At 58.3% G+C, this 25,199-nt stretch carries 16 protein-coding genes and 1 tRNA gene; 7 read left to right on the top strand and 10 right to left on the bottom strand.

Annotated elements, in window-relative coordinates:
* Position 1 precedes the first annotated feature (1 nt).
* On the bottom strand, positions 2–2,659 hold the full coding sequence (alaS, locus tag DSM14862_RS07125; protein WP_007119572.1) for an alanine--tRNA ligase: 2,658 nt from the start codon (positions 2,657–2,659) through the stop codon (positions 2–4).
* A gap of 138 nt (positions 2,660–2,797) precedes the next feature.
* A complete protein-coding gene (gene recA, locus DSM14862_RS07120) occupies positions 2,798–3,868 on the bottom strand; it encodes a recombinase RecA (protein WP_007119571.1) in 1,071 nt (356 codons plus the stop codon).
* Positions 3,869–4,072: 204 nt separating this feature from the next.
* On the opposite strand from recA, the gene DSM14862_RS07115 reads away from it, so the two are divergent.
* On the top strand, positions 4,073–4,666 hold the full coding sequence (locus tag DSM14862_RS07115; protein WP_040701209.1) for a hypothetical protein: 594 nt from the start codon (positions 4,073–4,075) through the stop codon (positions 4,664–4,666).
* A gap of 34 nt (positions 4,667–4,700) precedes the next feature.
* Here DSM14862_RS07115 and DSM14862_RS07110 read toward each other — a convergent pair whose 3' ends face one another.
* The 3 genes from DSM14862_RS07110 to guaB form a co-directional block, all read right to left on the bottom strand.
* A complete protein-coding gene (locus DSM14862_RS07110; RefSeq protein WP_040701207.1) occupies positions 4,701–6,935 on the bottom strand; it encodes an ATP-binding protein in 2,235 nt (744 codons plus the stop codon).
* Positions 6,936–7,110: 175 nt separating this feature from the next.
* On the bottom strand, positions 7,111–8,271 hold the full coding sequence (locus DSM14862_RS07105) for an RsmB/NOP family class I SAM-dependent RNA methyltransferase (RefSeq protein ID WP_007119568.1): 1,161 nt from the start codon (positions 8,269–8,271) through the stop codon (positions 7,111–7,113).
* Between the two features lie 51 nt (positions 8,272–8,322).
* Positions 8,323–9,771 carry an IMP dehydrogenase gene (gene guaB / locus DSM14862_RS07100; protein ID WP_007119567.1) on the bottom strand — a complete coding sequence of 483 codons (1,449 nt, stop codon included), beginning with the start codon at positions 9,769–9,771 and terminating at the stop codon, positions 8,323–8,325.
* Positions 9,772–9,961: 190 nt separating this feature from the next.
* Between guaB and DSM14862_RS07095 the strand changes: the two genes are divergently transcribed.
* The 4 genes from DSM14862_RS07095 to DSM14862_RS07080 all read left to right on the top strand — a co-directional run bounded on the left by DSM14862_RS07095 (position 9,962) and on the right by DSM14862_RS07080 (position 15,233).
* Entirely contained in the window at positions 9,962–12,022 is a 2,061-nt protein-coding gene (locus DSM14862_RS07095; protein ID WP_007119566.1) for an ASKHA domain-containing protein, read from the top strand.
* Positions 12,022–12,867 carry a methyltransferase domain-containing protein gene (locus tag DSM14862_RS07090; protein ID WP_007119565.1) on the top strand — a complete coding sequence of 282 codons (846 nt, stop codon included), beginning with the start codon at positions 12,022–12,024 and terminating at the stop codon, positions 12,865–12,867. Before DSM14862_RS07095 ends, DSM14862_RS07090 begins: the two co-directional genes overlap by 1 nt.
* Positions 12,868–12,908: 41 nt before the next feature.
* Positions 12,909–12,982: transfer RNA gene (locus tag DSM14862_RS07085), tRNA-Gly, on the top strand.
* Between the two features lie 199 nt (positions 12,983–13,181).
* Positions 13,182–15,233, top strand: coding sequence for an ATP-binding protein (locus tag DSM14862_RS07080; RefSeq protein WP_007119564.1), 2,052 nt, complete (start codon positions 13,182–13,184; stop codon positions 15,231–15,233).
* Between the two features lie 51 nt (positions 15,234–15,284).
* Here DSM14862_RS07080 and DSM14862_RS07075 read toward each other — a convergent pair whose 3' ends face one another.
* From DSM14862_RS07075 to zwf, 4 genes are all read right to left on the bottom strand, one after another.
* Positions 15,285–16,913 carry a long-chain fatty acid--CoA ligase gene (locus DSM14862_RS07075; RefSeq protein ID WP_007119563.1) on the bottom strand — a complete coding sequence of 543 codons (1,629 nt, stop codon included), beginning with the start codon at positions 16,911–16,913 and terminating at the stop codon, positions 15,285–15,287.
* 161 nt (positions 16,914–17,074) lie between these two features.
* Entirely contained in the window at positions 17,075–18,667 is a 1,593-nt protein-coding gene (pgi, locus tag DSM14862_RS07070) for a glucose-6-phosphate isomerase (RefSeq protein ID WP_007119562.1), read from the bottom strand.
* Positions 18,664–19,335, bottom strand: coding sequence for a 6-phosphogluconolactonase (gene pgl, locus DSM14862_RS07065; RefSeq protein ID WP_007119561.1), 672 nt, complete (start codon positions 19,333–19,335; stop codon positions 18,664–18,666). Before pgl ends, pgi begins: the two co-directional genes overlap by 4 nt.
* Complete coding sequence (gene zwf, locus DSM14862_RS07060; protein WP_007119560.1) at positions 19,332–20,795, bottom strand: glucose-6-phosphate dehydrogenase; 1,464 nt, start codon at positions 20,793–20,795, stop codon at positions 19,332–19,334. Before zwf ends, pgl begins: the two co-directional genes overlap by 4 nt.
* 160 nt (positions 20,796–20,955) lie before the next feature.
* Between zwf and DSM14862_RS07055 the strand changes: the two genes are divergently transcribed.
* Positions 20,956–21,903: a radical SAM protein gene (locus DSM14862_RS07055; RefSeq protein WP_007119559.1), complete on the top strand. Its 948-nt coding sequence runs from the start codon at positions 20,956–20,958 to the stop codon at positions 21,901–21,903.
* Between the two features lie 17 nt (positions 21,904–21,920).
* Here the strand turns inward: DSM14862_RS07055 and DSM14862_RS07050 are convergent, their stop codons facing one another.
* Positions 21,921–22,190, bottom strand: a complete 270-nt coding sequence (locus DSM14862_RS07050) for an usg protein (protein ID WP_007119558.1) — start codon at positions 22,188–22,190, stop codon at positions 21,921–21,923.
* A 190-nt stretch (positions 22,191–22,380) separates the two neighbouring features.
* Between DSM14862_RS07050 and gyrA the strand changes: the two genes are divergently transcribed.
* Positions 22,381–25,131, top strand: coding sequence for a DNA gyrase subunit A (gene gyrA / locus DSM14862_RS07045; protein WP_040701132.1), 2,751 nt, complete (start codon positions 22,381–22,383; stop codon positions 25,129–25,131).
* Positions 25,132–25,199 lie beyond the last annotated feature (68 nt).

Below are 25,199 nucleotides of genomic sequence, written 5' to 3'. Positions count from 1 at the left end.
CTTATCCTTTCAATACGTTTTCAGCTGCAGCAATCGCCGCATCCGCATTCTCAGCCGAGGCACCGCCGCCCTGAGCCATGTCAGGCCGACCACCGCCGCCCTTACCGCCCAGTTCCGCGACCGCCGCCTTGACCATGTCGACCGCCGAAAGACGATCTGTCAAATCCTTGGTGACGCCGCCCGCAACTGCCGCTTTGCCACCGGTGTCGGCGATCAACAGCACCGCGCCCGAGCCGATTTTGGCTTTGTGCTCATCGACCAACCCCGGCAGGTCTTTGCCCGTCACGCCGCTCAGCACTTGGCCAACGAATTTAACGCCATTTACCTCGCGGGCTTCCGGCGCTGCAGCGCTGCCACCCGACATCGCCAATTCACGACGCAGTTGCGCAACCTCATTGGACAGGCTGCGGCGTTCATCAAGCAAAGCACGCACACGATCCGGAACGTCCGCGGTTGATGTTTTCAGTTCCGCCGCGACACGGCTCAGCGCCGCCTCTTGGTCTCGGAGCCAGGCCAGCGCTTCGGTCCCGGTAAGTGCCTCGATCCGGCGCACGCCAGAACTGCTGGCACTGTCGCCCAAGAGCACAAAAGCACCGATGTCGCCCGTCTGGCGCACATGCGTGCCGCCACAAAGCTCCAAGGAATAGGTCGATTTGTTACTTCCCTTGCCAGAGCCTTCAAGCTGCCCCATCGACACAACCCGCACTTCGTCGCCGTATTTCTCACCGAAAAGCGCCTGCGCGCCCATGGCCCGCGCGTCGTCCGGGGTCATGATCCGTGTCTCAACAGGCGTATTCTGGCGAACATAGTCGTTCACCTCACGCTCAACTTGGGTCAACTCCTCGGGCGTCAGCCCCTTTGCGTGCGAGAAATCGAACCGAAGACGGTCATGTGCGTTTAGGGAGCCGCGCTGCGAAACATGATCGCCAAGCGCGTTACGCAGCGCCTCATGCAGCAGGTGCGTCGCCGAGTGGTTGGCCCGGATTGCGCTGCGCCGTGCGCGGTCGACTTCCAACACGGCAGACTGACCCGGCTTTACTTCGCCTTCGATCACATGCCCGAAATGCACGAAAACACCCGCCGACTTGCGCGTATCGGTCACGTTAACGATGCCTGTCTGCGTGCGGATCACGCCCGTATCGCCAACCTGCCCGCCGCTTTCGGCATAGAAAGGTGTCTGGTTCAATGCGACTTGCACGTCGCTCCCTGCAGATGCGGCTTCGACCTTATCGCTGCCCTGCACCAATGCAACGATCTGACCCTCGGCGCTTTCGGTGTCATACCCCAAGAATTCAGTGACGCCACTTTTGTCAGCCACGTCGAACCAGACGGTCGCATCCGCCGCTTCGCCCGATCCAGCCCAAGCCGCGCGGGCTTTGGCTTTTTGCGCCTCCATCGCAGTGTTGAAGCCATCAGTATCCACAGCGCGGCCCTTTTCGCGCAACGCATCCTGCGTAAGGTCAAGCGGAAAACCAAAGGTGTCGTAGAGCTTGAAGGCGGCTTCGCCCGGCAGGGTCGCCCCCTCAGGCAGGCCGTGCAACTCATCGTCCAACAGTTTCAGACCCCTATCTAGCGTCTGTCGGAAACGGGTTTCTTCCAGCAACAATGTCTCACGGATCAGCGACTGCGCCTGACCCAGTTCGGGATAGGCCGCGCCCATCTGCTGTACCAAAGACGGTACCAGTTGATGCATTAATGGGTCCTTAACGCCCAGCAAATGCGCATGCCGCATGGCGCGGCGCATGATACGGCGCAACACATAGCCACGGCCCTCGTTCGAGGGCATGACCCCATCGGCGATCAAGAAAGACGTCGACCGTAGGTGATCCGCAATGACCCGGTGGTGGGTTTTACCCGGCCCATCGGGGTCGGTAGAAGACGCATGAGCGCTGGCTTCGATCAAGCTGCGCATCAGGTCTGTGGCGTAGTTGTCATTGGTGCCTTGCAAAAGCGCCGCAACCCGCTCGATCCCCATGCCGGTGTCAATCGATTGGTTCGGCAATGGCTCGCGCGTGCCATCCTCAAACTGCTCGTATTGCATGAAGACGAGGTTCCAGATCTCCACAAACCTGTCGCCATCCTCCTCTGGCGATCCTGGAGGGCCGCCCCAAATGTGGTCGCCGTGATCGTAGAAGATTTCGGTACACGGCCCGCAGGGGCCGGTTGGGCCAGCGGACCAGAAATTATCATCAGTGGCGATGCGGATAATTCGTTCATCAGGCAGGCCAGTGTGGGCTTTCCAGATTTTTACCGCTTCTTCATCTGTGTGGTAGACAGTCACCAGCAAGCGGTTCGGATCAATGCCGAACTCTTTGGTCAACAGGTCCCAGGCAAAGGGGATCGCTTCTGATTTGAAGTAGTCACCAAAGCTGAAGTTCCCCAGCATTTCGAAGAATGTGTGGTGGCGTGCCGTATAACCCACATTGTCGAGATCGTTGTGTTTGCCGCCTGCGCGCACACATTTCTGCGCCGATGTGGCGCGGCTGTAATTGCGCGTCTCGACCCCGGTGAAGAGGTTCTTGAACTGCACCATACCGGCAGCGGTGAACATCAGCGTCGGGTCGTTGCGCGGCACCAGCGGGCTGGAGGGCACAACCTGATGCCCCTGCGCATCGAAATAATTCAAAAAGGTTGAGCGAATTTCATTCAGCGTCTTCATGGGCGAGGCCTTCCGGGGCAGATTGGGTCGATCCCAAATACCCCTCAGCCCCGGCGCTGTCTACCGTTGCTGCCCACGAAAAAGGGGGCGCAGCCCACGGCCACGCCCCCTTTGTAAAACTCGGCACCCAAAGTAAGTTCAGGCTTCGAGAATATCCGCGTCATCCCGACCGGGGCCGGCGGAATCCAACCCATGTGCGGCGCGGATCTTATCTTCGATCTCCGCGGCCATGGCAGTATTCTCTTTCAAGAAGTTCTTGGCATTTTCACGCCCCTGCCCGATCCGCTCATCGCCATAGCTGAACCACGAGCCCGATTTATCGACCACGCCAGCTTTCACCCCAAGATCAAGTAGCTCACCCATCTTGGAAATGCCTTCGCCATACATGATGTCGAACTCGACCTGTTTGAACGGCGGGGCGACTTTGTTTTTAACGACCTTTACCTTGGTCGCGTTGCCGACGACTTCGTCACGGTCCTTCAGCGCACCAATGCGGCGGATGTCGAGCCGGACAGAAGAATAGAACTTCAGCGCATTGCCGCCCGTTGTTGTCTCGGGCGAGCCGAACATGACGCCGATCTTCATCCGAATCTGGTTGATGAAGATAACCATACAGTTGGATCGGCTGATCGACCCTGTGAGTTTCCGCATGGCTTGGCTCATCAGCCGCGCCTGCACGCCGACACTGCTGTCGCCCATCTCGCCCTCAAGCTCCGATTTGGGCGTCAAGGCCGCAACCGAGTCGACAATGACCATGTTTACCGCACCGGACCGCACAAGCGTGTCCGTAATCTCAAGCGCTTGCTCGCCCGTATCGGGTTGCGAGATCAGCAGCTCGTCAATGTCTACGCCAAGCTTTTTTGCATATTGCGGGTCAAGCGCATGTTCCGCGTCAACAAAGGCACAGACGCCACCGGCTTTTTGCTGTTCTGCAACGCAGTGTAGTGTCAGCGTGGTCTTACCGGAAGACTCTGGGCCATAAATTTCGATGATACGCCCCATTGGCAAGCCGCCAATGCCGAGCGCGATATCAAGGCCAAGCGAGCCAGTAGAGCTCGCTCTAATATCCTGGACTGCCCCTTCGGCGCCCAGCTTCATGATCGACCCTTTGCCGAACTGACGTTCGATCTGGGCCAGCGCGCTGTCGAGCGCCTTTTGCTTTTCTGCGGTTTTCTTGCTGTCCATTGTCAAAAGATCTGCCGTTGCCATTAGGTTCATCCCTTAGTGTCACAGTGGCGTCCCGGCGGCAATCGCCTGCGCGCCGCGCTGCGTATGTTCTTCTAATGTTCTATATGAGGGTAAACGAAGAACATTTCAATCATTTTGTTTGTGCTTTAAGTTTTCTCTGGAATGGTAAAGAAATGGTTTACCCTACAAAAATTTGATCCATGCGGAGCAGGGGATAAGACACGCGTGATAATTTTCTTCAAAGAACGGCTGGCCTTTCTATCGGTGCCCAAGACTGGAACCACCGCGTATGAAACGGCTCTTGCCCCGCGCGCGGATATGGTAATATCGCAGCCCCCGATGCTGAAACATGCGCCCGTTTATCGGTATAATCGTTTTATTCGGCCCATGTTCCTCAAGGTCTGCGATGCAGAGTTAGAGCTTATGGCCGTGATGCGTGAGCCAATTTCTTGGCTAGGTAGCTGGTACCGCTATCGGCGGCGCCCCTTTATGGAAGGCAAGCCCAACAATACCTTTGGGATTTCTTTCGATGAATTTGTGATGGCTTATATGAAAGGGGATAAGCCAGGCTTTGCCGATGTGGGAAGCCAGTTGAAGTTCATGGAAACGCAACCCAATGGCACCGGTATCACCCACCACTTTCGCTATGAAGATCAGCAACGGTTGCGCATTTTCTTGGAGGAGCGGTTGGAAGTAAGTCTATCCCTCGGTCAGGAGAATGTCTCTCCGAAGATGACGCTTGAGCTCTCGCCAAATGTGGAAAAGCGGTTTCGTCGGAAATTTGCGGCAGAATTCGAGCTTTACGAGTCGATCCCTTAATCGACGTTATTAACCCTTCAGTTTGATGGTAGAGTTAGTGCAGCTGGTTATGTACCGTATTGGTCAGATCGGTCAGCGAAAATGGCTTTGGCAGGAAGACTGAGTTCGGAATCTTTGATTGCTCTTCGCCGAAATTATCCTCTGCATAGCCTGAGACGAAAACGACGCGCACATCTGGACGCTGTTTGAGAGCTTGGCGCACCCAGCTTGGGCCATCCATCCCCGGCATCACGACATCTGTTACGAATACATCGATATCAAGATCCTTATCCTCAAGTGTCTTCAGCGCGGCTTCGGCGGATTCTGCTTCCAGCACAGTATAGCCGCGCAGGCGCAGTGCACGGCTGGCGAATGCGCGCACCGGGGCCTCATCTTCAACCAGCAAGATCACCCCGTCCGCACGTGGTGGCGGCCCCTTGTCGGGTGAGGATACTACGGCACGCGACACGGTCGTCGGCTGCCCTTCAAGTACAGGGAAGTAGAGGGTGAACGACGTCCCCCTGCCGACCTCGCTATCAACAAATATAAAACCGCCGGTTTGTTTGACGATGCCGTAAGCGGTTGAAAGGCCAAGGCCTGTGCCCTCGCCTGTCCGCTTTGTCGTAAAAAACGGCTCAAATATCTTTTGTAGCTTATCCCGCGGGATCCCGGTGCCATCGTCGTTCACTTGCACCGTTACAAATCGCCCGGCTGGGACGCTGACGCGGTCCCGTTCTAGCGGATGGTCAAGGGTGGTCACTTCCGTCACGATACGGATCTCGCCCCCGGCGGGCATCGCATCGCGCGCGTTTACGACGAGGTTCATCAAAACCTGCTCCAACTGACGTTTGTCTGCGCGAATGGGGGCAAGCACTGGGTCGTGACTAAGGGTGAGGGTCACCTTTTCCCCGACCAGGCGATTTAGCAGATGAGTTAGATCAGCCAGCGTATCGCGCATGTCGAGCGTTTCTGGCCGCAGGGTCTGTTTTCGGGAAAATGCCAGCAACTGGCCCACGAGAGCTGCCGCGCGGTTGGCATTCTGGTTGATCTGGACCAGATCGCTGAAATCCGGATCGCCTTGATCATGGCGCAGCAAAAGCAGGTCGCAATGGCCAGAAATCGCAGTAAGAAGATTATTGAAATCATGCGCCACGCCGCCGGCCAATTGCCCAATCGCCTGCATCTTCTGGCTTTGTACGAACTGGGCCTCTAGGGACTTTAACTCAGTCGCGTCTTGTAGAACCGCAATCAACGCCGCCTCCCCGGGCTCGGAAATCCGGTTGAGCGAAACCTGCACGAAAATTTCGCGATCCGTGCGGGTCAGCCTTAGAAATTCTGACTTTTGCACCAGCCGCCCAGCCAGACTGTCATCTAACCAATCTGAAATTGAGCGCCCTAAACCTTCCATAAGCTGCGAAAGGTGAGCTTCGCGTCGTAACGACACGCCAAGCAACTTCGCGGCCATGCGGTTAAATGCTAGTACGGTCCCGTCTGGGCCAAGTTTGATCAGGGGCACAGGCAGGTCTTGAAAAGTTTCCCATCCGAGTTCGCTGGGCGAGATGATTTCATCCGGGGGCGGCAGGAGGTAGAGCACGCGGCGGTTGGCACCGGCATCAATTTCAGCCACCAACACCTGTCTACTCCCTTCAGATGTTGATAACTCGGTCACCGCACCGGGCGTTAACGGAAGGGAATTGAACAATCTGTCCAGCGACTTCACCCGGTGCCCGACGAGGGTCCGCGCGGCATCATTCATGAACAATATGGCTCCGCTGCGACCAACCATTACCATCGGTAGAGCCACACCTTCTTGAGAGCTGCGAGGGCCGTCCCGGGCAGGGACCGGGTCAATGCGCCATAAAAATCTTTCGTTGGTAAGTTGGTGTACGGATATTCGGACTGGACCCTTGCGGGTGATCACCTCTTCGCGCGCATTACCGCTGGCCGTTGCCCGCGACTGCAAGCGATAGAGAAGTCCGACAGGATTAGAAAAATGTGCCTGCAGAGCCCGTGCAAGGGTTTCTGCGTTCAGCTCGCCAAACTGCACCTCAGCCGCCTGATTGCGGTACAAAATTTGCCTGTCTGTTGTCACAATAAAACTAGGCGTCCCGTCCTTTGCTATGAAATCTGCCACCCCGGCGCTAGCGGCCTGATCCCGCGTTTGAGCGCGCAGGTGCAGGCCCAAGTAACCCAATAATATTAAAACAAGTGTTACGGCGGAGGCGGCAAGGCCGATTGTCATTACCGCATCGGTGCTTTGAAGCGCGAGACCGGCGGTAGCCAAAGCCATAATGCCAAGCAACCATAGCCGCCCAAGGCCTGTCTGGCCGCCAATCGCTGAATGCCGGACGTCCTGCTGCACACAAATCCCCTCACAACCGAATCACACGACTATTACGTGCGACAGAGGTTAAGCGGGCTTTAACTCAGATCGCTTTGCACGCATTGGTTGATTATGAGGAAGTTTAGTCGCGCGTCAACTGTGCTGAAAAGAAGCCGTCGCCATCAGGGGTTACATCATAACGGTCCATCCGCGCGATTTTCCATGCCGGATGTCGGGTCAAAAAGGCTTCAACCCGCGCCTCATTCTCTTCGCGGAACAACGAACATGTTGCGTAAGCCAACACACCCTGCGGCGCCGTAAGTGCCGCTGCAGTATCGAGAATCTGATCCTGAATGCCAGTCAGCTCTGCCAGGCGGTCAGGGGTCAACGTCCACTTCCCTTCCGCCGCACGCCGCCATGCACCCGAGCCGGAACAGGGCGCGTCACATAGAACAAGATCGTAGGGACCGCCTGCCTTGGCCTGTTCAGCATCGGCCAGAGTAATCGACACGCCTGCACGCTCAGCGCGGGGGGTAAGATCGCTCATCCTGCGCGGGTCAATGTCATGAGCGGTGATTTCGCGAGACGGGTCCATTGCCAAAGCCAAAGCCTTGCCCCCGCCGCCAGCGCAGTAGTCAAGCACCCGACCCCCCAAAGGCAAAGCGGCGACGACCGCCTGGCTCGCAGCATCCTGCAATTCGACATAACCATCACTAAAAGCGCGCGAATTTCGGATGCGGCGTGCGCCTTCGGTAACTGTCAGAGCGGCATCGGCGAGGGGATTGGCGCAGGTTTGAACGCCATCCTCCGCGAGTAATGCCTGTGCGGCAGGAACCTCAATTCGCGCCGTGTTCACGCGCAAACAGATCGGTCCGCGTGCCTGTAATGCCACGGCGACTGCGTCCGCCTTATCGGCAAGCGCCGCGTCGAAAAGGGGCAGGAGCCAATCAGGAAGATTGTTCTTTGTAGCACGGTCTTCGGGCGCGTCCGGGACCTGTCGTTCTTCATCGCTTAGCGGAGTTGGCGCATGGCCTTCGCCCGTGAACAAAGTGTCAAGATCGGCCCCCTGCCCGTGCAGCACACCAATCATCAGCGCGCGACCTGTTTCACCGCATCCATAATGCGCCGCCGTACGCCTTTGACGTAGTACGTCAAAGACATGGTCGCGCACGGCGGCTCGGTCTTTGGAGCCTGCAAATCGGCTCTGCCGTGCCCACCGTGTTAACGCCTGTTCGGCGGCCAGCCCCCCGGCGATCGCATCAAGAACTTCTATTGCAGCCGATACACGCGCGCCCGGGGTCATGCCGTCTTCCTTTGTATTAAGAACGACCCTTAGGCCGTTGCTTTTTTTTCCTTAACCGATCCGATAGTTCGGAGATTCCCGCGTGATCTGCACATCATGCACATGGCTCTCTTTCAGCCCCGCACCCGTGATTTTCACAAAGCTACAGTCGCGGCGCATCGCGTCAACGGTGGCACAACCGGTATAGCCCATGGCCGCACGCAAACCGCCCACCAGTTGGTGGAGCACATTGCCCGCGCTGCCCTTATACGGCACCTGGCCTTCGATACCTTCTGGCACCAACTTGTCCGAAGCCGCGTCTTTCTGGAAATAGCGATCCGCCGAGCCGCGCGCCATGGCGCCCATGCTGCCCATACCACGGTAGCTTTTGAAGCTACGGCCTTGATACAGAATGACTTCACCGGGGCTTTCGTCGGTCCCAGCGATCATGCTGCCGACCATGGCGCATGAAGCACCAGCGGCAATCGCCTTGGCGAAATCGCCGGAGAACTTGATGCCGCCGTCCGCGATAATCGGCACGTCCCCCGCCGCAGCCACACAATCCATGATAGCAGTCAGCTGGGGCACACCGACGCCAGCGACCATCCGCGTGGTACAGATGGAGCCGGGGCCGATGCCGACCTTGACCGCATCGGCGCCTGCGTCGATCAACGCGCGGGTTGCGGCACCGGTGGCCACGTTGCCCGCGACGACCTGTACATCGCCGAAATGTTTCTTTGCCCGCGTCACCGCAAGGGCCACACCTTCGGAATGACCATGCGCCGTGTCGATCACGATCATATCGACACCGGCGTCAACCAGCGCTTCTGAGCGTTCAAAGCCCGCGTCGCCCACCGTGGTGGCGGCGGCAACGCGCAGACGGCCAAGATCATCTTTGCAGGCGGTTGGGTTCAACACGGCCTGTTCGGTATCGCGCAGGGTCAACAGCCCGGTCAGCTTGCCTTTGGCATCGGTCACCAGCAGCTTCTCGATCCGGCGCGCCTTCATCAGGCTGATCGCCTCGTCGCGGTCGGCAGGCTCTTGCAGAATGGCAAGGTGGTCAGAGGTCATCATCACCGAAACAGGCGTACGGTCGTCAGAGGCAAAGCGCATATCACGGTTGGTCACGATGCCCAGCACACGGCCACTGTCATCCACCACCGGGAAACCGGTCACGCGGTAACGTTCCTGCAGTTCCTTAGCATCCGCGAGGGTCTGGTCGGGGCGCAGGGTGATCGGGTTGTAAACGATGCCAGATTCAAAGCGCTTGACCCGGCGCACTTCGCGGGCCTGCTCTTCAACCGTAAGGTTGCGGTGCACAACACCCATGCCCCCGGCCTGCGCCAATGCAATTGCCATGCGGCTTTCGGTCACCGTATCCATCGCCGAGCTGAGCAGCGGGATGTTGAGCGCAATGCTCTGCGTGACGCGGGTTCTTGTATCTGCGGTAGACGGCAACACAGAGGACGCAGCGGGAACCAGCAGTACGTCATCAAAGGTCAGGGCCTCACGAATCTCCATTTAACACCTCGGTCTGGATGGGTTCATTTGGCGGTTTCCTATTTCACGGATGGCCCGGATTGGAAAGACCTATTCCCCAGCGTAAGCCGCAATGCAGGAATGACGTGGGCGGAGCACTAATTGCCGCGCAGCGGCTTTCCCCTGCCGCGCGGAACGCTATGGTGGCGCAAAGCAGTAAAGGACGGCCCCGATGAGCAGCGATCCCCTCGTGATTTTCACCCCCTCTGGCAAGAGAGGGCGCTTCCCCAAAGGCACACCGGTGCTGACCGCCGCACGGCAGTTGGGGGTTGATCTGGATTCAGTCTGTGGCGGGCGCGGTATCTGCTCGAAATGTCAGGTCTCGCCGGGATATGGCCAGTTTTCGAAACATGGCGTCACCGTAGCACCTGATGCTTTAAGCGAATGGAACGCGGTTGAGGAGCGGTACGACGAGAAACGCGGCCTGAAGGAAGGCCGCCGTCTGGGCTGTCAGGCCACGGTGCAGGGCGACGTGGTGATAGACGTTCCCCCAGAAAGCCAAGTCCACAAACAGGTCGTGCGCAAACGCGCTGAGGCGCGGGACATCGTCCTGAACCCTTCGGTGAAGCTGTTCTATGTTGAGGTGACAGAACCCGACATGCATGAGCCTTCGGGCGATCTGGAACGCCTGCGCACCGCGCTCGCTGAGCAATGGGAATTGAAGAAGGTGACTGCCGATCTGCACATCTTGCAGATGATGCAGCCTGTTCTGCGCAAAGGCGCGTGGAAGGTAACCGTCGCCGTGCATTTAGGCGATCAGGAGAACCCGCCGCGGATCATGAACATCTGGCCGGGGTATTACGACGGCACCGTCTATGGGCTGGCGGTTGATCTCGGCTCCACCACCATCGCGGCGCATCTGTGCGATCTGCAAACGGGCAAGGTCGTGGCCTCCTCTGGTGTGATGAACCCGCAAATTCGCTTTGGCGAAGACCTGATGAGCAGGGTCAGCTATTCGATGATGAACCCCGAGGGCGCGCAAGAAATGACCCGCGCGGTGCGCGACGGGATGAACGCGCTTTTTACCCAGATTGCCGAAGAAGGGGCGGTCGAGCAGAGCCTGATCGTCGATGCGGTCTTTGTCTGCAACCCGGTGATGCACCACCTGCTGCTTGGCATTGATCCCTTTGAACTTGGCCAAGCGCCGTTCGCGCTTGCGACTTCTGGCGCGCTACGACTGCGGGCTGAGGACCTGGATCTGAAAATCCACCCCTCTGCGCGGGTCTACCTGCTGCCCTGTATCGCAGGCCACGTGGGGGCGGATGCCGCCGCCGTTGCCCTTTCCGAAGCGCCCGAGAAGTCCGACGATCTGATGCTGGTGGTTGATGTGGGCACCAATGCGGAAATCCTGCTTGGGAACAAGGAAAAGGTGCTGGCATGTTCCTCGCCCACCGGCCCCGCCTTTGAAGGCGCGCAGATCAGCAGCGGCCAACGCGCGGCCCCCGGCGCGATTGAGCGTGTCGAGATTGACCCCGAAACCAAAGTGGCACGGTTCAAAGTGATCGGGTCCGATATCTGGTCTGATGACGAGGGCTTTGCAGAGGCCGTCGCAAGCACCGGCGTTACCGGCATCTGCGGCTCGGGGATCATCGAAATGGTCGCAGAGATGCGCATCCACGGCATTGTCGACGCCCCGGGCCTGATCGGCAGCGCAGAGCAGACCGGCTCTCCGTCAGTTTTTGCCGATGGGCGCACCAACAGTTATCTGGTTTATGACGGCACCGACAAAGGCGGCCCCAAAATCACCGTCACCAACCGCGACATTCGTGAAATCCAGATGGCCAAGGCAGCGCTTTATTCCGGGGCGCGTTTGCTGATGGACAAATTCGGCGTCGACAAGGTGGACCGCGTTGTGCTTGCGGGGGCTTTTGGCGCACATATCAGCCCGCGTCACGCGATGGTGCTCGGCATGATTCCAGATGCGCCACTCGACAAAGTGACCAGTGCTGGCAACGCCGCAGGCACAGGCGCCCGGATCGCGCTGCTGAACACCGACGCACGCGCCGAGATTGAGGCGACCGTGCGCGCGATCCACAAGATCGAAACCGCCGTAGAGCCGCGTTTTCAGGAGCATTTCGTGAACGCCTCTGCCATTCCCAACGCGGTGGAACCCTTCCCCATCCTCAACAGCCTCGTTGCCCTGCCGAACGTTACTTTCAACACCGGCGGCGGTGGCGCAGGCGGTGCAGAGGGCGCGCGTGGCGGACGCCGTCGCAGAAGAAAGACGACGTAATGAGCGATCATAACAACAGCGATCAGATCGAATTCTGGAGCAGTAAAGCCGGGCACAAATGGGTTGCACGGCAGGCAGAGTTGGACACCCTTATGAAACCCGTGCTCGACGGCGTACTGGCACGGGCGGAACTGAACTCAGGACTACGCGTGCTGGATATCGGCTGCGGCGCAGGTGCAGCTTGTCTCGCGGCAGCCGAGGCAGTGGGCACCGCAGGCGCGGTGCTGGGTGTTGATGTCTCTGAACCTCTTCTCAACCTTGCGCGGAAACGCAGCGCCGCCCTGCCCCAAATCGCCTTTCACCATGGCGACGCGACGGCGCTTCAACTTGATCCGCCCTATGACCGCCTGATCTCGCGCTTTGGGGTGATGTTCTTTGCCGACCCTGTCTTAAGCTTTAGGCGCATGGCCGCGCAGCTTACGCCTGGCGCACGGATGAGCTTTGCCGCTTGGGGGCAGATCCCTGAAAATCCCTTCTTCACCCTGCCCGCCCGTGCCGCCCGCGCGACCCTCGGCGCGATGCCCAAAAGCGATCCCGATGCACCCGGCCCCTTCGCGCTTCGCGATCCTGAGCGAATCCAAGCGATCCTCACGCAGGCGGGCTTGACCGAAGTGAGATGCGAGGTGGCCAAGATTGACCTCACGCCCGCAGGGTCGGTCGACGATCTGGCTCAACAAATGTGCGACATCGGCCCCGCTGGCGGGGCAGTCACCCATTTCGAACCGAGTGCAAAACAGGTGGACGAGCTGCGTCAAACAATTGCCGACGCCCTGCGCCCCTTTGCTGAAAACGGCCCTTTTCACTTGCCTGCCGAGATCAATTTCGTCACCGCAATCAAACCCTGACTTGACCTTCCCCGGCGCGCCGATTATCTGACCTTCAGCGCGCGGGTATGGTGAAAAGGTATCACGGCAGCTTCCCAAGCTTTAGTTACGAGTTCGATTCTCGTTACCCGCTCCACGCCGATTTACAGCCCCAGCACTGGCGACGGGTCGGACCTCGCAAGGTCCGATGGCTTCCCTTAGGTCATCCGTATGAAAAGTCTACTGATGTCCGAATTTTGCCATGATTCCCTAGAAAGGTAGCGCCCAACAGGGAAGTAACTTACGCGCAGCTGGCCCAACGATGTCAGAGGCGCCCGGAGGCAAAGGATAAAAGCGTGGCAAACACGTTTCGGGACTACGCGACATCCAAGGCGTTTATTATCGTCAATTTCATCGTGCTGTGCTGCGTGGCCGGCATCAGTTATTCGATCGTCAAACTGGATTACGAGCATCATATCGCCAGCATCCGTCAGGATGCGCGGCAAGCGCTGCATGAAGTCAGCAATCAGGTGCAACATCAGTTCCAAGAAACCATATTAGTTACCAAGAACATCGAGAATATCTTGCTGTCCGGCGAGGCATTCAAAGACAAAAAAATCGAATTGTTGGTGAAAGAGTTACGCGGGCGTAACCCCGGCATTCAAGCCTTTGCCCTCGCGCCGGATTTGAAGATCACGCAAAGCTATCCCAAAGCCCCGAGTGGCGAAATTATTGGGCTGGAATACAAGAATATTCCAGCCCAGTTGTCGGGTGTCGCCAATGCCTATCGACGCCAAAGCCCAACCATCGAAGGCCCGCTTGATCTAGTGCAAGGGGGTAAGGGCTACATCATGCACTATCCGGTGTTTGAACGCCCTATCGGCCTTGGCGCGCCGCGCTTTTGGGGGGTAATGTCGATCGTGTTTCAGCCTGACCGGCTGTTTGAACCGCATCAAAACCCGCATCAGGCTGCTGACTACATCTACAGCCTTCAAGCCTTTCCAACCGGCATATTGCCCCCTGAGATTGAGCCCGAAGCGACAGACCCCGGCTCGCCGGTCCGCACGCGGTTTGAACTATTGGGCAAGACATGGGAAGCCACGGCCAGCCCGGTCAACGGCCTGCCCCCCTATGCCCCGCAAAGCCCTTACCTCGTCGCCTTCGCGCTGGTTGCCACCATCGCGCTGATGGCAGGCCTTTGGGCGTTCCGCCGCGTGACGCTGAAAAAGCAGGAGGCGCACGCGCTTTTGGCTGAGGGCATCGGCTCGATCCAGGAAGGATTTATCGCCTTTGATGAAAAGGAACGGCTGGTCACTGTGAACAGCAAATTTCTTGAGTACCATCCCGAGATTGCCGATCTTCTTGTGCCCGGTAAGACCATTGAAGAACTGTTGCGCCATTGGGTCGCGCGCCATCAGCATCCTAAAGATGTTGAGGAACGTGAGAAATGGATCGCCAAGCGTCTCGCGCGGTTCCGCAACCCGACGGGCACCTTCAACCTAGAGGTTTCCGACAACTTCTGGCTCAAGGTGACTGAATCGCGCACGCCGCATGGGTATACCGTGGGCATTTGGACCGATGTGACCACCGAAAAACGCGCGCTGGATGCGGCCAAAGCGGCAGATCGGGAAAAGACCGAGTTCCTCAATAACGTCAGCCACGAGCTACGCACACCGCTTACGGTTATTTCAGGCCGGGCATCCTTTCTCCAGCATTCAGAAAAACTGCCGCAGGCGCGGCGCATGCAGACCGCCCTGACCAACAGCCCGAATGCCACGCCAGACATTCGTTCAAGCGTTAATGAATTTCAGGATTTCGTCTCTGATCAGGCGGGCGGCATTGCGGGATCGTCAAAGCATATGCTGCGTCTCGTCGAAGACCTGCTCGACTGGACCAAGGTTGCGCGTGGCAAGATGGAATTGGACCTGCAAGAGATCGAGGCCAGCGAAATTGCCCGATCCGTTGCCGATGATCTGCGTCCCGATGCCGAGGCAAAGGGGCTGACCCTCACCTATGAGGACAACGGCACCGCGACAGCCAACGCCGAACCGGTGCGCCTGCGGCAGATCCTCTACAACCTGATTTCAAATGCGATCAAGTTCACCCGCAGCGGCAACATTCATCTCAAGATGCATCAAGCCGCCGAAGAGATCACCTTTTGCGTGACCGACACAGGCTGCGGCATTTCTGAGGAAAACATCAAACGGGTTTTCTTGCGTTTCCAGCAGGTTGACGGATCCATGTCACGAGAGAATGGCGGTCTGGGTTTGGGATTGGCGATTGCCGAACAACTGGCGACGCTGCACGGTGGCGGGCTTTCGCTTGAGAGCGAAGTCGATGTCGGCAGCACTTTCCGGCTCACCCTGCCGCGGCCTCTGGCGAACAGCGAGCTGCGCCGTTCAGCATAAGCGACAGCCTAGAAAAAAAAGCCCCGGTCCGAAGACCGGGGCCGCTCTGCCTCAGCTTTCGTCTTGCAGTAGCACATCGCCAAATTGATCCCGAAGATCGCGCTTAAGGACTTTACCCGTCGCATTGCGTGGCAGCGCCTCTGCAAAGATCACCCGGTCGGGCACCTGCCATTTTGCGACCTGATCTTCGAATACTTTGAGTATGTCGGCCTCGGACGGGTCTGCCCCTTCGGCTTTGATTGCGATCAAAACCGGGCGCTCGTCCCATTTGGGATGGGTCGCGCCGATGACGGCGGCATCGGCCAAATCCGGATGGGCAATCGCGATATTCTCCAGCTCAACAGAGCTGATCCACTCGCCACCAGACTTGATGATGTCCTTCGCCCGGTCGCAGATGGTGACGTATCCGTCCTTGTCCATCGTCGCGATATCACCGGTATCGAACCAACCATCGCGCAGTGTGCTGGCGCGATCAGATTGGTAATAGGCGTCCAAAATCCAATGCCCGCGTGTGACCAGCGCACCTTGGGTTTTCCCGTCCTGCGGCAACGGGTTGCCCTCATCGTCCCAGACCTCAAGCTCTACGCCAAAGACCGGACGGCCTTGGTTCTCACGCAGTTTGTGTTGCTGCGCCTCGGGCAGATCGCCATGTTTTGCCAGCGGTTTGTTCACAGTGCCGACAGGCGACATTTCGGTCATGCCCCAGGCGTGGACCGTTTCAACCCCGAAATCTTCGCGGAAGGTTTTGATCATCGACGGCGGACAGGCCGAGCCACCCACGACGCTGCGTTCCAGGCTCGTCAGTTCGCTGCCCGACTTTTTGGCCGCCGCCAATAGCCCTTGCCAGATCGTTGGCACACCAAGCGCGAGGGACACTTTGTACTTGTCGATCAGCCCTACCAGCGACGCGCCATCAAGGTTCGGCCCCGGCAGCACCATCCGCGCGCCGGTCATGGCGCTGGCATAGGGCGACCCCCAAGCATTGACGTGGAACATCGGCACCACGGCCATCACAATATCCCGCGCGGAAATGGCAATACTGTCGGCCATGTTGATGCCGAAAGAGTGCAGCACAGTCGAGCGGTGGGAATAGAGCACACCCTTGGGGTTGCCCGTTGTGCCCGAGGTGTAGCACAGGCTCGATGCCGTGTTCTCATCCAGATCCGGCCAGGCGAAACCCGCGTCACCTGACGCGACCAATTCATCATAAAACAACAGCCCCGGCAGCGCCTCAGCGGCTTCTGTGTCGGGGCCAGACATCAGCACGAGGTGCTTAAGGTGCTCAAGCTTATCGCGGATCGCTGCGACCAGCGGCACAAAGGTCTTGTCGATGAACAGCACCTCATCAGCAGCGTGATTGAGGATATAGACCAGTTGATCGGGAAAGAGCCTTGGGTTGATCGTATGGCAGATAAACCCCGCGCCAGACGTGCCGAAGTAGATTTCCAAATGCCGCCGATTATTCCACGCGATCGTCCCGCAGCGCGCCTGAGGTGACAGCCCCAGACCCGTCAGTGCCGACCCCAAGCGCCGGGCGTTTTTGGCCACGTCTCCCCAGCTGGTTTCCTCTACCCCGCCCGTGGTCGAAACCGAGATGATCTCGCCTTCAGGATGATAGCGTTCGGCATGGGCAATCAGGCTCGAGATCAGCAGCGGCTGCGTCATCATCTGGCCAAGCATAATGGGATCCTCCAATTATTTATCTTCAGACTGTCCAATGGGCGCAGCAGTTGCAAGCCTTCCCCACGGACAAGTGAGGATCGGCGCTGATGGACATGGGCAAAGGCTGCGCGGCCGGACTTCGCCCACGCAGCCTAGTGGCCAACCTTCGATTGCAAAACCTAGTCGCGGTGCTGATGAATATAGCTGATCAGACTTGCAGTAGAGCCATCTTTGCCTTCGGCAGAGACCTCCCCCTCGATCAACGGCTGCAGCGACTTGGCCAGTTCCTTGCCCAGCTCCACGCCCCATTGATCAAAAGAGTTAATGCCAAGGATGATACCTTCGACGAAAACGCGATGCTCATACAGTGCGATGATCTGGCCCAGAGTAAAGGGATCCAGCGTTTCATAGACCAGCGTGGTTGAGGGGCGATTGCCGGGGAAAACCCGGTGGCGCGCTTGGCGTTCAAGCTCATCGCCCGATAGCCCGGCGTCGCGCATGATCGCCCGTGCCTCGTCCAAAGACCGCCCGCGCATCAACGCTTCGGACTGGGCAAGACAGTTAGCGATCAGCAAGTCGTGGTGATGCCGTAGGTCGGGCTCATGCCCCTTGGCCGCAACCAGAAACTCACACGGGATCACGCGGGTGCCTTGGTGGATCAACTGATAGAATGCATGCTGACCGTTGGTGCCCGCGGCCCCCCAAACCACCGGCCCGGTATGGCGCGGACTGTCAGAGCCATCCATCTGCACGCCCTTGCCGTTCGATTCCATCTCAAGCTGTTGCAGGTAGTCGGGCAGCATCTCAAGCCGTTGATCATAGGGCAGCACGGCGCGGGTGGCATGGCCGCAGATCTGGTTGTGCCAAATTCCGACAAGCGCTAGCAACATCGGCATATTTTCAGCCGGATCGGCGGCACAAAAGTGGCGGTCCATCTCCTGCGCGCCGCGTAGGAAACTGTCGAAGGCCTTGGGGCCAATGGCGATCATCAGCGAAAGGCCAATCGGGCCCCAAACGGAATAGCGTCCGCCGACCCAATCCTCAAATCCAAAAACCTGCGCAGAGTTAATCCCAAACTCGGCGGTCTTATCCTCGGCGGTGCTGAGTGCTGCAAATTGCGTGGCCGGATCGCCGCCATGATCTTGCATCCACGCCCGCGCGGTGCGCGCATTGGTCATGGTTTCAATGGTGGTGAAGGTCTTAGAGGCGACGATCACCAAAGTCGTCTTGGCATCCAAGCCGCGCAACGTATCCGCAATATGCGCGCCATCGACATTCGAGACGAAATGGCAGCGCGGCCCATCGTGATAAGGTGTCAGGGCGCGCGTCGCCATCGCAGGGCCAAGGTCGGACCCGCCAATGCCAATATTGACCACATCGGTAATCGCGCTGTCCCTGATCTGATCAGCGAAGCTGCGCATCCGCGCCAGCGTGTCGCGCACCGGAGGCATGACATCCGCGCCTTCGACCTCAATCGGCCCGCCATCAAGGTTGCGCAGGGCCGTATGCAGCACAGCGCGGCCTTCAGTCTCATTGATCGGTGCACCCGCAAACATCGCATCGCGGCGGCGGGGCACCTCTGCTTCGTCCACCAAACGCAGCAAAGCTGCGCGGGCCTCAGCGTCGATATTCGTTTTGGCGTAGTCAAACAGCATGAACTGCGTGCGCAACGAGAAGTCTTCGGCGCGGTCAGGGGCATCGAACAGCGTTGCAATTTTGCGATCTGCGGTCCCGCGTTGTTTTTCTTGAAGGTCTTGCCAAATGTTCATCATGCTGCCCAGTAAACTTCGGTTCCATCAAGCACCGCTGATATGGGTGCCTCCTCCGGTGAAAGCGTCTCCGCGCGCTCCAAAGCAGCACGTTTCTCATCGCCGAAGATAACGAGGTGTTTGTTCAATGCCCCATCCAACACATGTGCCGGGAGCGTGACACGCGCGGTCGGCTGACCCTGAGGATAGACCGGACATAGAAGCGGCGCATCTGCGGCCAGCGCGTCATGCAAACTTGGGTCGCCGGGAAAGAGCGAGGCGGTGTGCATGTCATCTCCCATCCCTAGCAGCATAACAGAGATCGGCATATGGGCGGCCAAACTGGGCGCCACAGCCTCTGCCCCCTCGCCCGGTGTCAGACCGGCGCGGAAAAACGGGATGAACCGCGCAGCGGCAGCGCGGTCGTTCAGCAGATGCTCCCGCACCAGCCGCGCGTTGGACAGCGGATCATTCCCATCGACCCAGCGTTCGTCGGTCAGCAACACGTCTACCCGGTCCCAATCAAGATCGGTCGCGCTGAGCATCTCAAAGATCGGCCCGGGGGTAGAGCCGCCGGGCACGGCAAACGACACCCGGTCATTACCCGAGAGCGCCGATTTCAATTTGCCCGCCAGTTTGTTGGCGACATTCATGACCAGCATTTCGCGGTCTGCATATTCGATGAAGTTCATGGGGATACCTTTCGCCATTCACGGCCATCGCGCCGCATCATTTCACCTGCATCCGTGGGCCCGGTAGAGCCGCTGTCATAGGGCTTTGGCACATCATTGCGCGCCTCCCAGCCTTGGATGATCGGATCGGTCCAAGCCCACGCGGCCTCGACCTCGTCATCGCGCATGAACAATGTCTGGTTGCCCCGGATCACGTCCATGATCAGCCGCTCATAGGCATCGACCTGATCGCCCCCATCAGGGCCGAGCGCCTCGGCAAATGTCATATCAAGCGGCACATCGACAAGACGCATGCCCCCCGGCCCCGGTTCCTTGATCGTCACGCCAAGGGTGATGCCTTCGTTGGGTTGCAGCCGGATCGACAGCACGTTGCGGTGACGGCCCGCGTCTTCGGCAAAGATCGAATGTGGCGTGTCTTTGAACACCACGGTGATCTCGCTTGACCGGGCGACCATGCGTTTGCCGGTGCGCAGATAGAAGGGCGTGCCATGCCAGCGCCAATTGCTGATATGCGCCTTCAGTGCCACAAAGCTTTCGGTGCGCGAACGCGGGTTCTCCACGGCATCGCGATAGCTGGGCGCCTTCTCCTCATTCCCCGCCTCGGCCTCATACTGACCTCGGACAAGGTGATGCGGCAGCACGGGGTCAAGCGCGCGGATCACTTTGAGTTTCTCATCGCGCACCGCATCAGGATCAAAGCGCGCTGGCGGCTCCATCGCGATCAGGCACAAAAGCTGCATCAGGTGGTTTTGCACCATGTCCCGCATGGCACCGGATTTGTCGTAATATTCGCCGCGCCCCCCGACCCCCACAGTCTCGGCCACGGTGATCTGGATGTGATCGACGTATTGCCGGTTCCAAAGCGGCTCAAACAGCATATTGCCAAAGCGTACGGCCATGAGATTTTGCACCGTCTCTTTGCCAAGGTAGTGGTCGATGCGGTAGATCTGCTGTTCCTTGAAATAGGTCGCCAGCGTTGCGTTCAGCGCCCGTGCACTTTCCAGATCACGGCCAAAAGGTTTTTCCACGACAATGCGGCTGTCTTCGCCCGCCATTCCCCATTGCTGCAAACGCTCGGCCAAATCACCAAACAGGCTGGGCGCGACGGAGAAGTAGTAAACCTCAATCCGATCCTTCCCGGCCATTATCTTCTGCAGTTCGGCCCAGCCGGTCTCTCCCCGTGCGTCGATCGCAATGTAGTCAAGCTTGGCCAGAAATGCGTCAAGGTTGTCGCAAGCATCTTTGCCGCCAAACTCACTGATCGCTTCAGACACCATTTCGCGGTAGCCTGCGACGTCCATCTCTGTGCGTGCGGCGCCGATGATCCGGGCCTCTTCTGGCATCTGACCCGCGCAATAACGCCGGTAGAGGCCGGGCAAAATTTTGCGCCGAGCCAAGTCGCCCGTCCCACCAAAAATAACCAAATCAAAGGGGTCGACAGGAATAACGCGCGAAACCATCAATTAATCCTTGTCTGTGAGAGCTAGCAAAGTTAGCGCAAACATACTCATTTTTACCCAGTTCACAAGACTGTGCACCCCGCACCTTGGACTTTTAGGCAGGGCCGCAATAGCTTAGCACAACTGGACAGGAACAAACGGGATCACGCAAGGACCAATCATGAAAGATATCGCGCAAGCAAACGAGGGCAAGTTCCAGAACCCGGCGGTCACCGCCAAGGGGGAACCACGCGCCACCGTTGCCCTGCGCGGGGCCGAGACGCTGTGGTTCAATACCGGCACCCTGTGCAACATCGAATGTGTGAACTGCTACATCGCCTCCAGCCCGAAAAATGACGCGCTGGTCTATATCACCGCTGATGAGGTGCGCGATTACCTTGACCAGATTGTTGAGCGTGACTGGCCGGTGCGTGAAATCGCCTTTACGGGCGGTGAGCCGTTCATGAACCCGCAAATGGTTGAGATCACGGAAGCCTCTTTGATGCGCGGCTATGAGGTGTTGATCCTGACAAATGCCATGCGCCCGATCATGCGCAAATCCGTGCAAGACGGGTTGTTGCGCCTGCGCGATGCGTACCCCGGCCAAATGACCTTCCGCATCTCTGTCGACCACTACCGCCGTGATCTGCACGATGCGGAACGTGGTGAAGGGGCGTTTGATAAGACGCTGATCGGCATGGAATGGCTGCGCGACAACGGGTTTCGAATGGCCGTCGCGGGTCGCTCTATTTTTGCCGACAGCGATGCCGACAGCCGCGCGGGCTATGCCGCATTTTACGCCGAGCATGGCTTTGACATCGACGCGCATGACCCCGGTATGACGGTGCTCTTCCCAGAGATGGACGAAGCCGTCGAGGTGCCAGAGATCACCACCGCCTGCTGGGGCATCTTGGATATTTCGCCCGACGCGGTGATGTGTGCCTCATCGCGTATGGTGGTCAAACGCAAAGGCGCTGAGAAGCCTGCTGTACTGGCCTGTACCTTGCTGCCCTATGACCCAGAGTTTGAACTTGGCACGACCTTGGCCGAAGCCGAGCGTGACGTGGCCCTGAACCATCCCCATTGTGCCAAGTTCTGCGTGCTGGGCGGGGCGAGCTGTTCTGCCTGACACCCCTGCCCATTAGATTAATGTAGCGTAAACTCACCCACCTGATTTTGCCATTCCCCGGGGCTGATCATCTTGCGGTGGGTAAAGCGCACCGAATGCAACGGGCCGTCTAACTCGGCTTGCCAAAACTCTACGAATTTAAACAGCCGCGGATGATCTGGCGCGATGTCATACTCCTGCCAGATGTAGCTGTTGAGCACATGGGCGTAGTCGGGCATATGATAAAAGAACTCTGCCGTGGTCAGCCCGTAACCTTTCAGCATCATTTCGGTTTCACTGCGGGGCATATTGCGCCTCCTTTGCTGCCTCTGTATGACAAGTTTGCGCGGTGAGAATTACTTTTCAATGAAAACAGCATGTTGGCACTCAGCTTGGAGTGCTGCCAGTGCGTTTTGGCCACAGCCATTGCACCTGATATGCCCCGTCTGCTATAGAAAACCCCAAGATATAGAACCATAAAAATGGTGGGCAAGACACGTGAACGATACGCCGGAAACTCCTGATAACGCAGACGAAAAGCCTATTTTCCACGGGCCGTCGGTAACAATCGAACACGAGATGCGCACGTCCTATCTGGACTATGCGATGTCGGTGATCGTCAGCCGGGCGATCCCCGATCTGCGCGACGGGCTAAAACCGGTGCATCGCCGCATCCTTTTTGCCATGCATGAAACGGGCAACACCCACGAAAAGTCCTATCGCAAATCTGCCCGCCCGGTGGGCGATGTTATGGGCCAGTACCACCCGCATGGTGACTCTGCGATCTATGACGCTTTGGTGCGTATGGCGCAGGATTTCTCCATGTCGCTGCCGCTGCTCGACGGTCAAGGCAACTTTGGCTCGATGGACGGCGATAACCCGGCGGCGATGCGCTATACCGAAGTGCGTATGGACAAGCCGGCCGCATTTCTACTGGCAGACATCGACAAAGACACCGTCGACTATCAAGACAACTATGACGGCAAGCAGAAAGAGCCGACGGTTCTGCCGGCGCGCTTCCCTAACATGCTGGTCAATGGCGCGGGCGGTATTGCCGTCGGCATGGCAACCAACATTCCGCCGCATAACCTTGGCGAAGTGATCGACGCCACGCTGGCCCTGATCGAAGATCCGGATCTGACGTCCGAGCAATTGATCGACTATGTCCCCGGCCCCGATTTCCCCACAGGCGGGATCATGCTCGGCCGTTCCGGCGCGCGCAAAGCCTACCTTGAGGGCCGCGGCAGCGTGGTGATCCGCGCCAAGACGCGGGTCGAAGAGATCCGCAAAGACCGCTGGGCCATCGTGATCGACGAGATCCCCTATCAGGTTAACAAAGCGTCGATGATCGAAAAGATCGCAGAACAGGTCCGCGACAAAAAGATCGAAGGCATTTCCCACGTTCAGGACGAAAGCGACCGTAACGGCGTGCGCGTGGTGGTCGAGCTTAAACGCGACGCGACTGCCGAAGTCGTGATGAACCAACTTTACCGCTTTACGCCGATGCAAACCTATTTCGGTTGTAACATGCTGGCGCTCAACGGTGGCCGCCCTGAACAGCTTACGTTGCGCAAATTCCTCAGCTACTTCATCGACTTCCGCGAAGATGTTGTCGCCCGACGCACCGCCTATCTGCTGCGCAAAGCGCGCGAGCGGAGCCATATCCTCTGTGGTCTGGCTGTGGCCGTCACCAACATCGACGAAGTTGTCGCCACCATCCGCTCCTCCACCGATGCTTCTGAGGCGCGCGAAAAGCTGATGACGCGCCGTTGGCCTGCCGAAGACATTCTGCCCTATATCGCGCTGATCGACGATCCGACCCATACCGCGAACGACGATGGCACCTATAACCTGTCCGAGGCTCAGGCCCGCGCCATTTTGGAACTCCGCCTACAGCGCCTGACGCAGATCGGCGTCAAAGAAGTCACCGACGAGTTGGAAGAGCTGGCGAGCAAGATCAAGGAATACCTTGAAATTCTCGGATCCCGCGAACGTATCCTCGGCATCATCTCGGACGAGTTGCGCGAAGTACGTGAACTCTTTGCCGTGCCGCGTCGCACCGAGATTGTCGACTGGTCCGGTGACATGGACGATGAAGACCTGATCGCCCGCGAAGATATGGTCGTGACCGTGACTTCTGGCGGCTATATCAAACGCACGCCCCTGGTCGATTTCCGCGCGCAGCGCCGCGGCGGCAAGGGTGTTTCGGGCATGCAGACCAAAGAAGAGGATGTCGTTACCAACCTTTTCGTCGCTAATACCCATACGCAGCTGCTGTTCTTCACCACCGACGGCATGGTCTATAAACTGAAGACATGGCGCTTGCCTCAAGGCGCGCGGACTGCCAAGGGCAAGGCCATCGTCAACATCCTGCCCATCCCCACCGGCGTCTCTGTTGCTGCGATCATGCCGGTTGACCGGGATGAGAAGGACTGGGACGATCTGCAAGTGGTTTTTGCCACCTCCGCCGGGACCGTGCGCCGCAACAAGCTGTCGGATTTCACCAACGTGAAGTCCAATGGCAAGATCGCCATGAAGTTCGAAGGTGAGCATGAAGGCACCACATTGATCAACGCCCGCATCGCATCAAACGATGATGACGTGATGCTGGTTACCGACGCTGGCCGGGCCATCCGCTTCCCCGCCACCGACGTGCGGATTTTCAACTCGCGCAACTCGGTCGGCGTACGCGGTATCCGTTTGGGCAAAGGGGACAATCTAGTTTCGATGTCCGTGATCCGCCATTTCGAAGCAACCTCGGAAGAGCGTGTCGCTTACCTCAAACAGCGCCGCTTGATGGCCGGGTTAACGGATGACGACAGCACAGATGACGAGGAAGAACAGGTTCAAGCCGGGCAGTTGAGCACCGAACGCTACGCAGAGATGTCGGCAGCCGAAGACCTGATCTTGACGATCACCGCCAAGGGCGCGGGTAAAGTTTCTTCTGCTCACGATTATCCTGTGCGCGGTCGAGGCGGCATGGGCGTCACAGCCTGGACGAAAGCCATGGCGCACGGTCCAATTGTTGCCTGCTTCCCAGTTGAGATGTCGGATCAGGTCATGTTGGCCACGTCCAAAGGCCAATCAATCCGCGTGCCAGTTGAAGGTATCTCTTTCCGGTCGCGTAGCGCGGGCGGGGTGAAGGTCTTTAGCACCGGCAAGAATGAAGAAGTTGTCAGCGTGGCTTGGATTGCCGATCAGGGGAACGAAGAGGATGACGCTGTCGAGGACGACGGCGCCGCCGAATAATAACCGGTTATCCCGCCCCGAAGTGAAAGCTTCGGGGCGATTTTCTTTCCAAGTCTACGTTTTTCCCA

The organism is Sulfitobacter indolifex (genome assembly GCF_022788655.1).
Classification (GTDB): Bacteria; Pseudomonadota; Alphaproteobacteria; order Rhodobacterales; family Rhodobacteraceae; genus Sulfitobacter; species Sulfitobacter indolifex.
Note: the sequence above shows the minus strand (reverse complement) of the source record. Positions and strands in the feature narration are given on the sequence as shown.

What these genes read in the sequence shown, in the direction of transcription:
- alaS (WP_007119572.1), bottom strand. Translation starts at nt 2,659, where the DNA reads ATGAAGACGCTGAATGAAATTCGCTCAACCTTTTTGAATTATTTCGAT.
- recA (WP_007119571.1), bottom strand. Translation starts at nt 3,868, where the DNA reads ATGGCAACGGCAGATCTTTTGACAATGGACAGCAAGAAAACCGCAGAA.
- DSM14862_RS07110 (WP_040701207.1), bottom strand. Translation starts at nt 6,935, where the DNA reads ATGGCTTTGGCTACCGCCGGTCTCGCGCTTCAAAGCACCGATGCGGTA.
- DSM14862_RS07105 (WP_007119568.1), bottom strand. Translation starts at nt 8,271, where the DNA reads ATGACCCCGGGCGCGCGTGTATCGGCTGCAATAGAAGTTCTTGATGCG.
- guaB (WP_007119567.1), bottom strand. Translation starts at nt 9,771, where the DNA reads ATGGAGATTCGTGAGGCCCTGACCTTTGATGACGTACTGCTGGTTCCC.
- DSM14862_RS07095 (WP_007119566.1), top strand. Translation starts at nt 9,962, where the DNA reads ATGAGCAGCGATCCCCTCGTGATTTTCACCCCCTCTGGCAAGAGAGGG.
- DSM14862_RS07090 (WP_007119565.1), top strand. Translation starts at nt 12,022, where the DNA reads ATGAGCGATCATAACAACAGCGATCAGATCGAATTCTGGAGCAGTAAA.
- DSM14862_RS07075 (WP_007119563.1), bottom strand. Translation starts at nt 16,913, where the DNA reads ATGCTTGGCCAGATGATGACGCAGCCGCTGCTGATCTCGAGCCTGATT.
- pgi (WP_007119562.1), bottom strand. Translation starts at nt 18,667, where the DNA reads ATGATGAACATTTGGCAAGACCTTCAAGAAAAACAACGCGGGACCGCA.
- pgl (WP_007119561.1), bottom strand. Translation starts at nt 19,335, where the DNA reads ATGAACTTCATCGAATATGCAGACCGCGAAATGCTGGTCATGAATGTC.
- zwf (WP_007119560.1), bottom strand. Translation starts at nt 20,795, where the DNA reads ATGGTTTCGCGCGTTATTCCTGTCGACCCCTTTGATTTGGTTATTTTT.
- DSM14862_RS07055 (WP_007119559.1), top strand. Translation starts at nt 20,956, where the DNA reads ATGAAAGATATCGCGCAAGCAAACGAGGGCAAGTTCCAGAACCCGGCG.
- DSM14862_RS07050 (WP_007119558.1), bottom strand. Translation starts at nt 22,190, where the DNA reads ATGCCCCGCAGTGAAACCGAAATGATGCTGAAAGGTTACGGGCTGACC.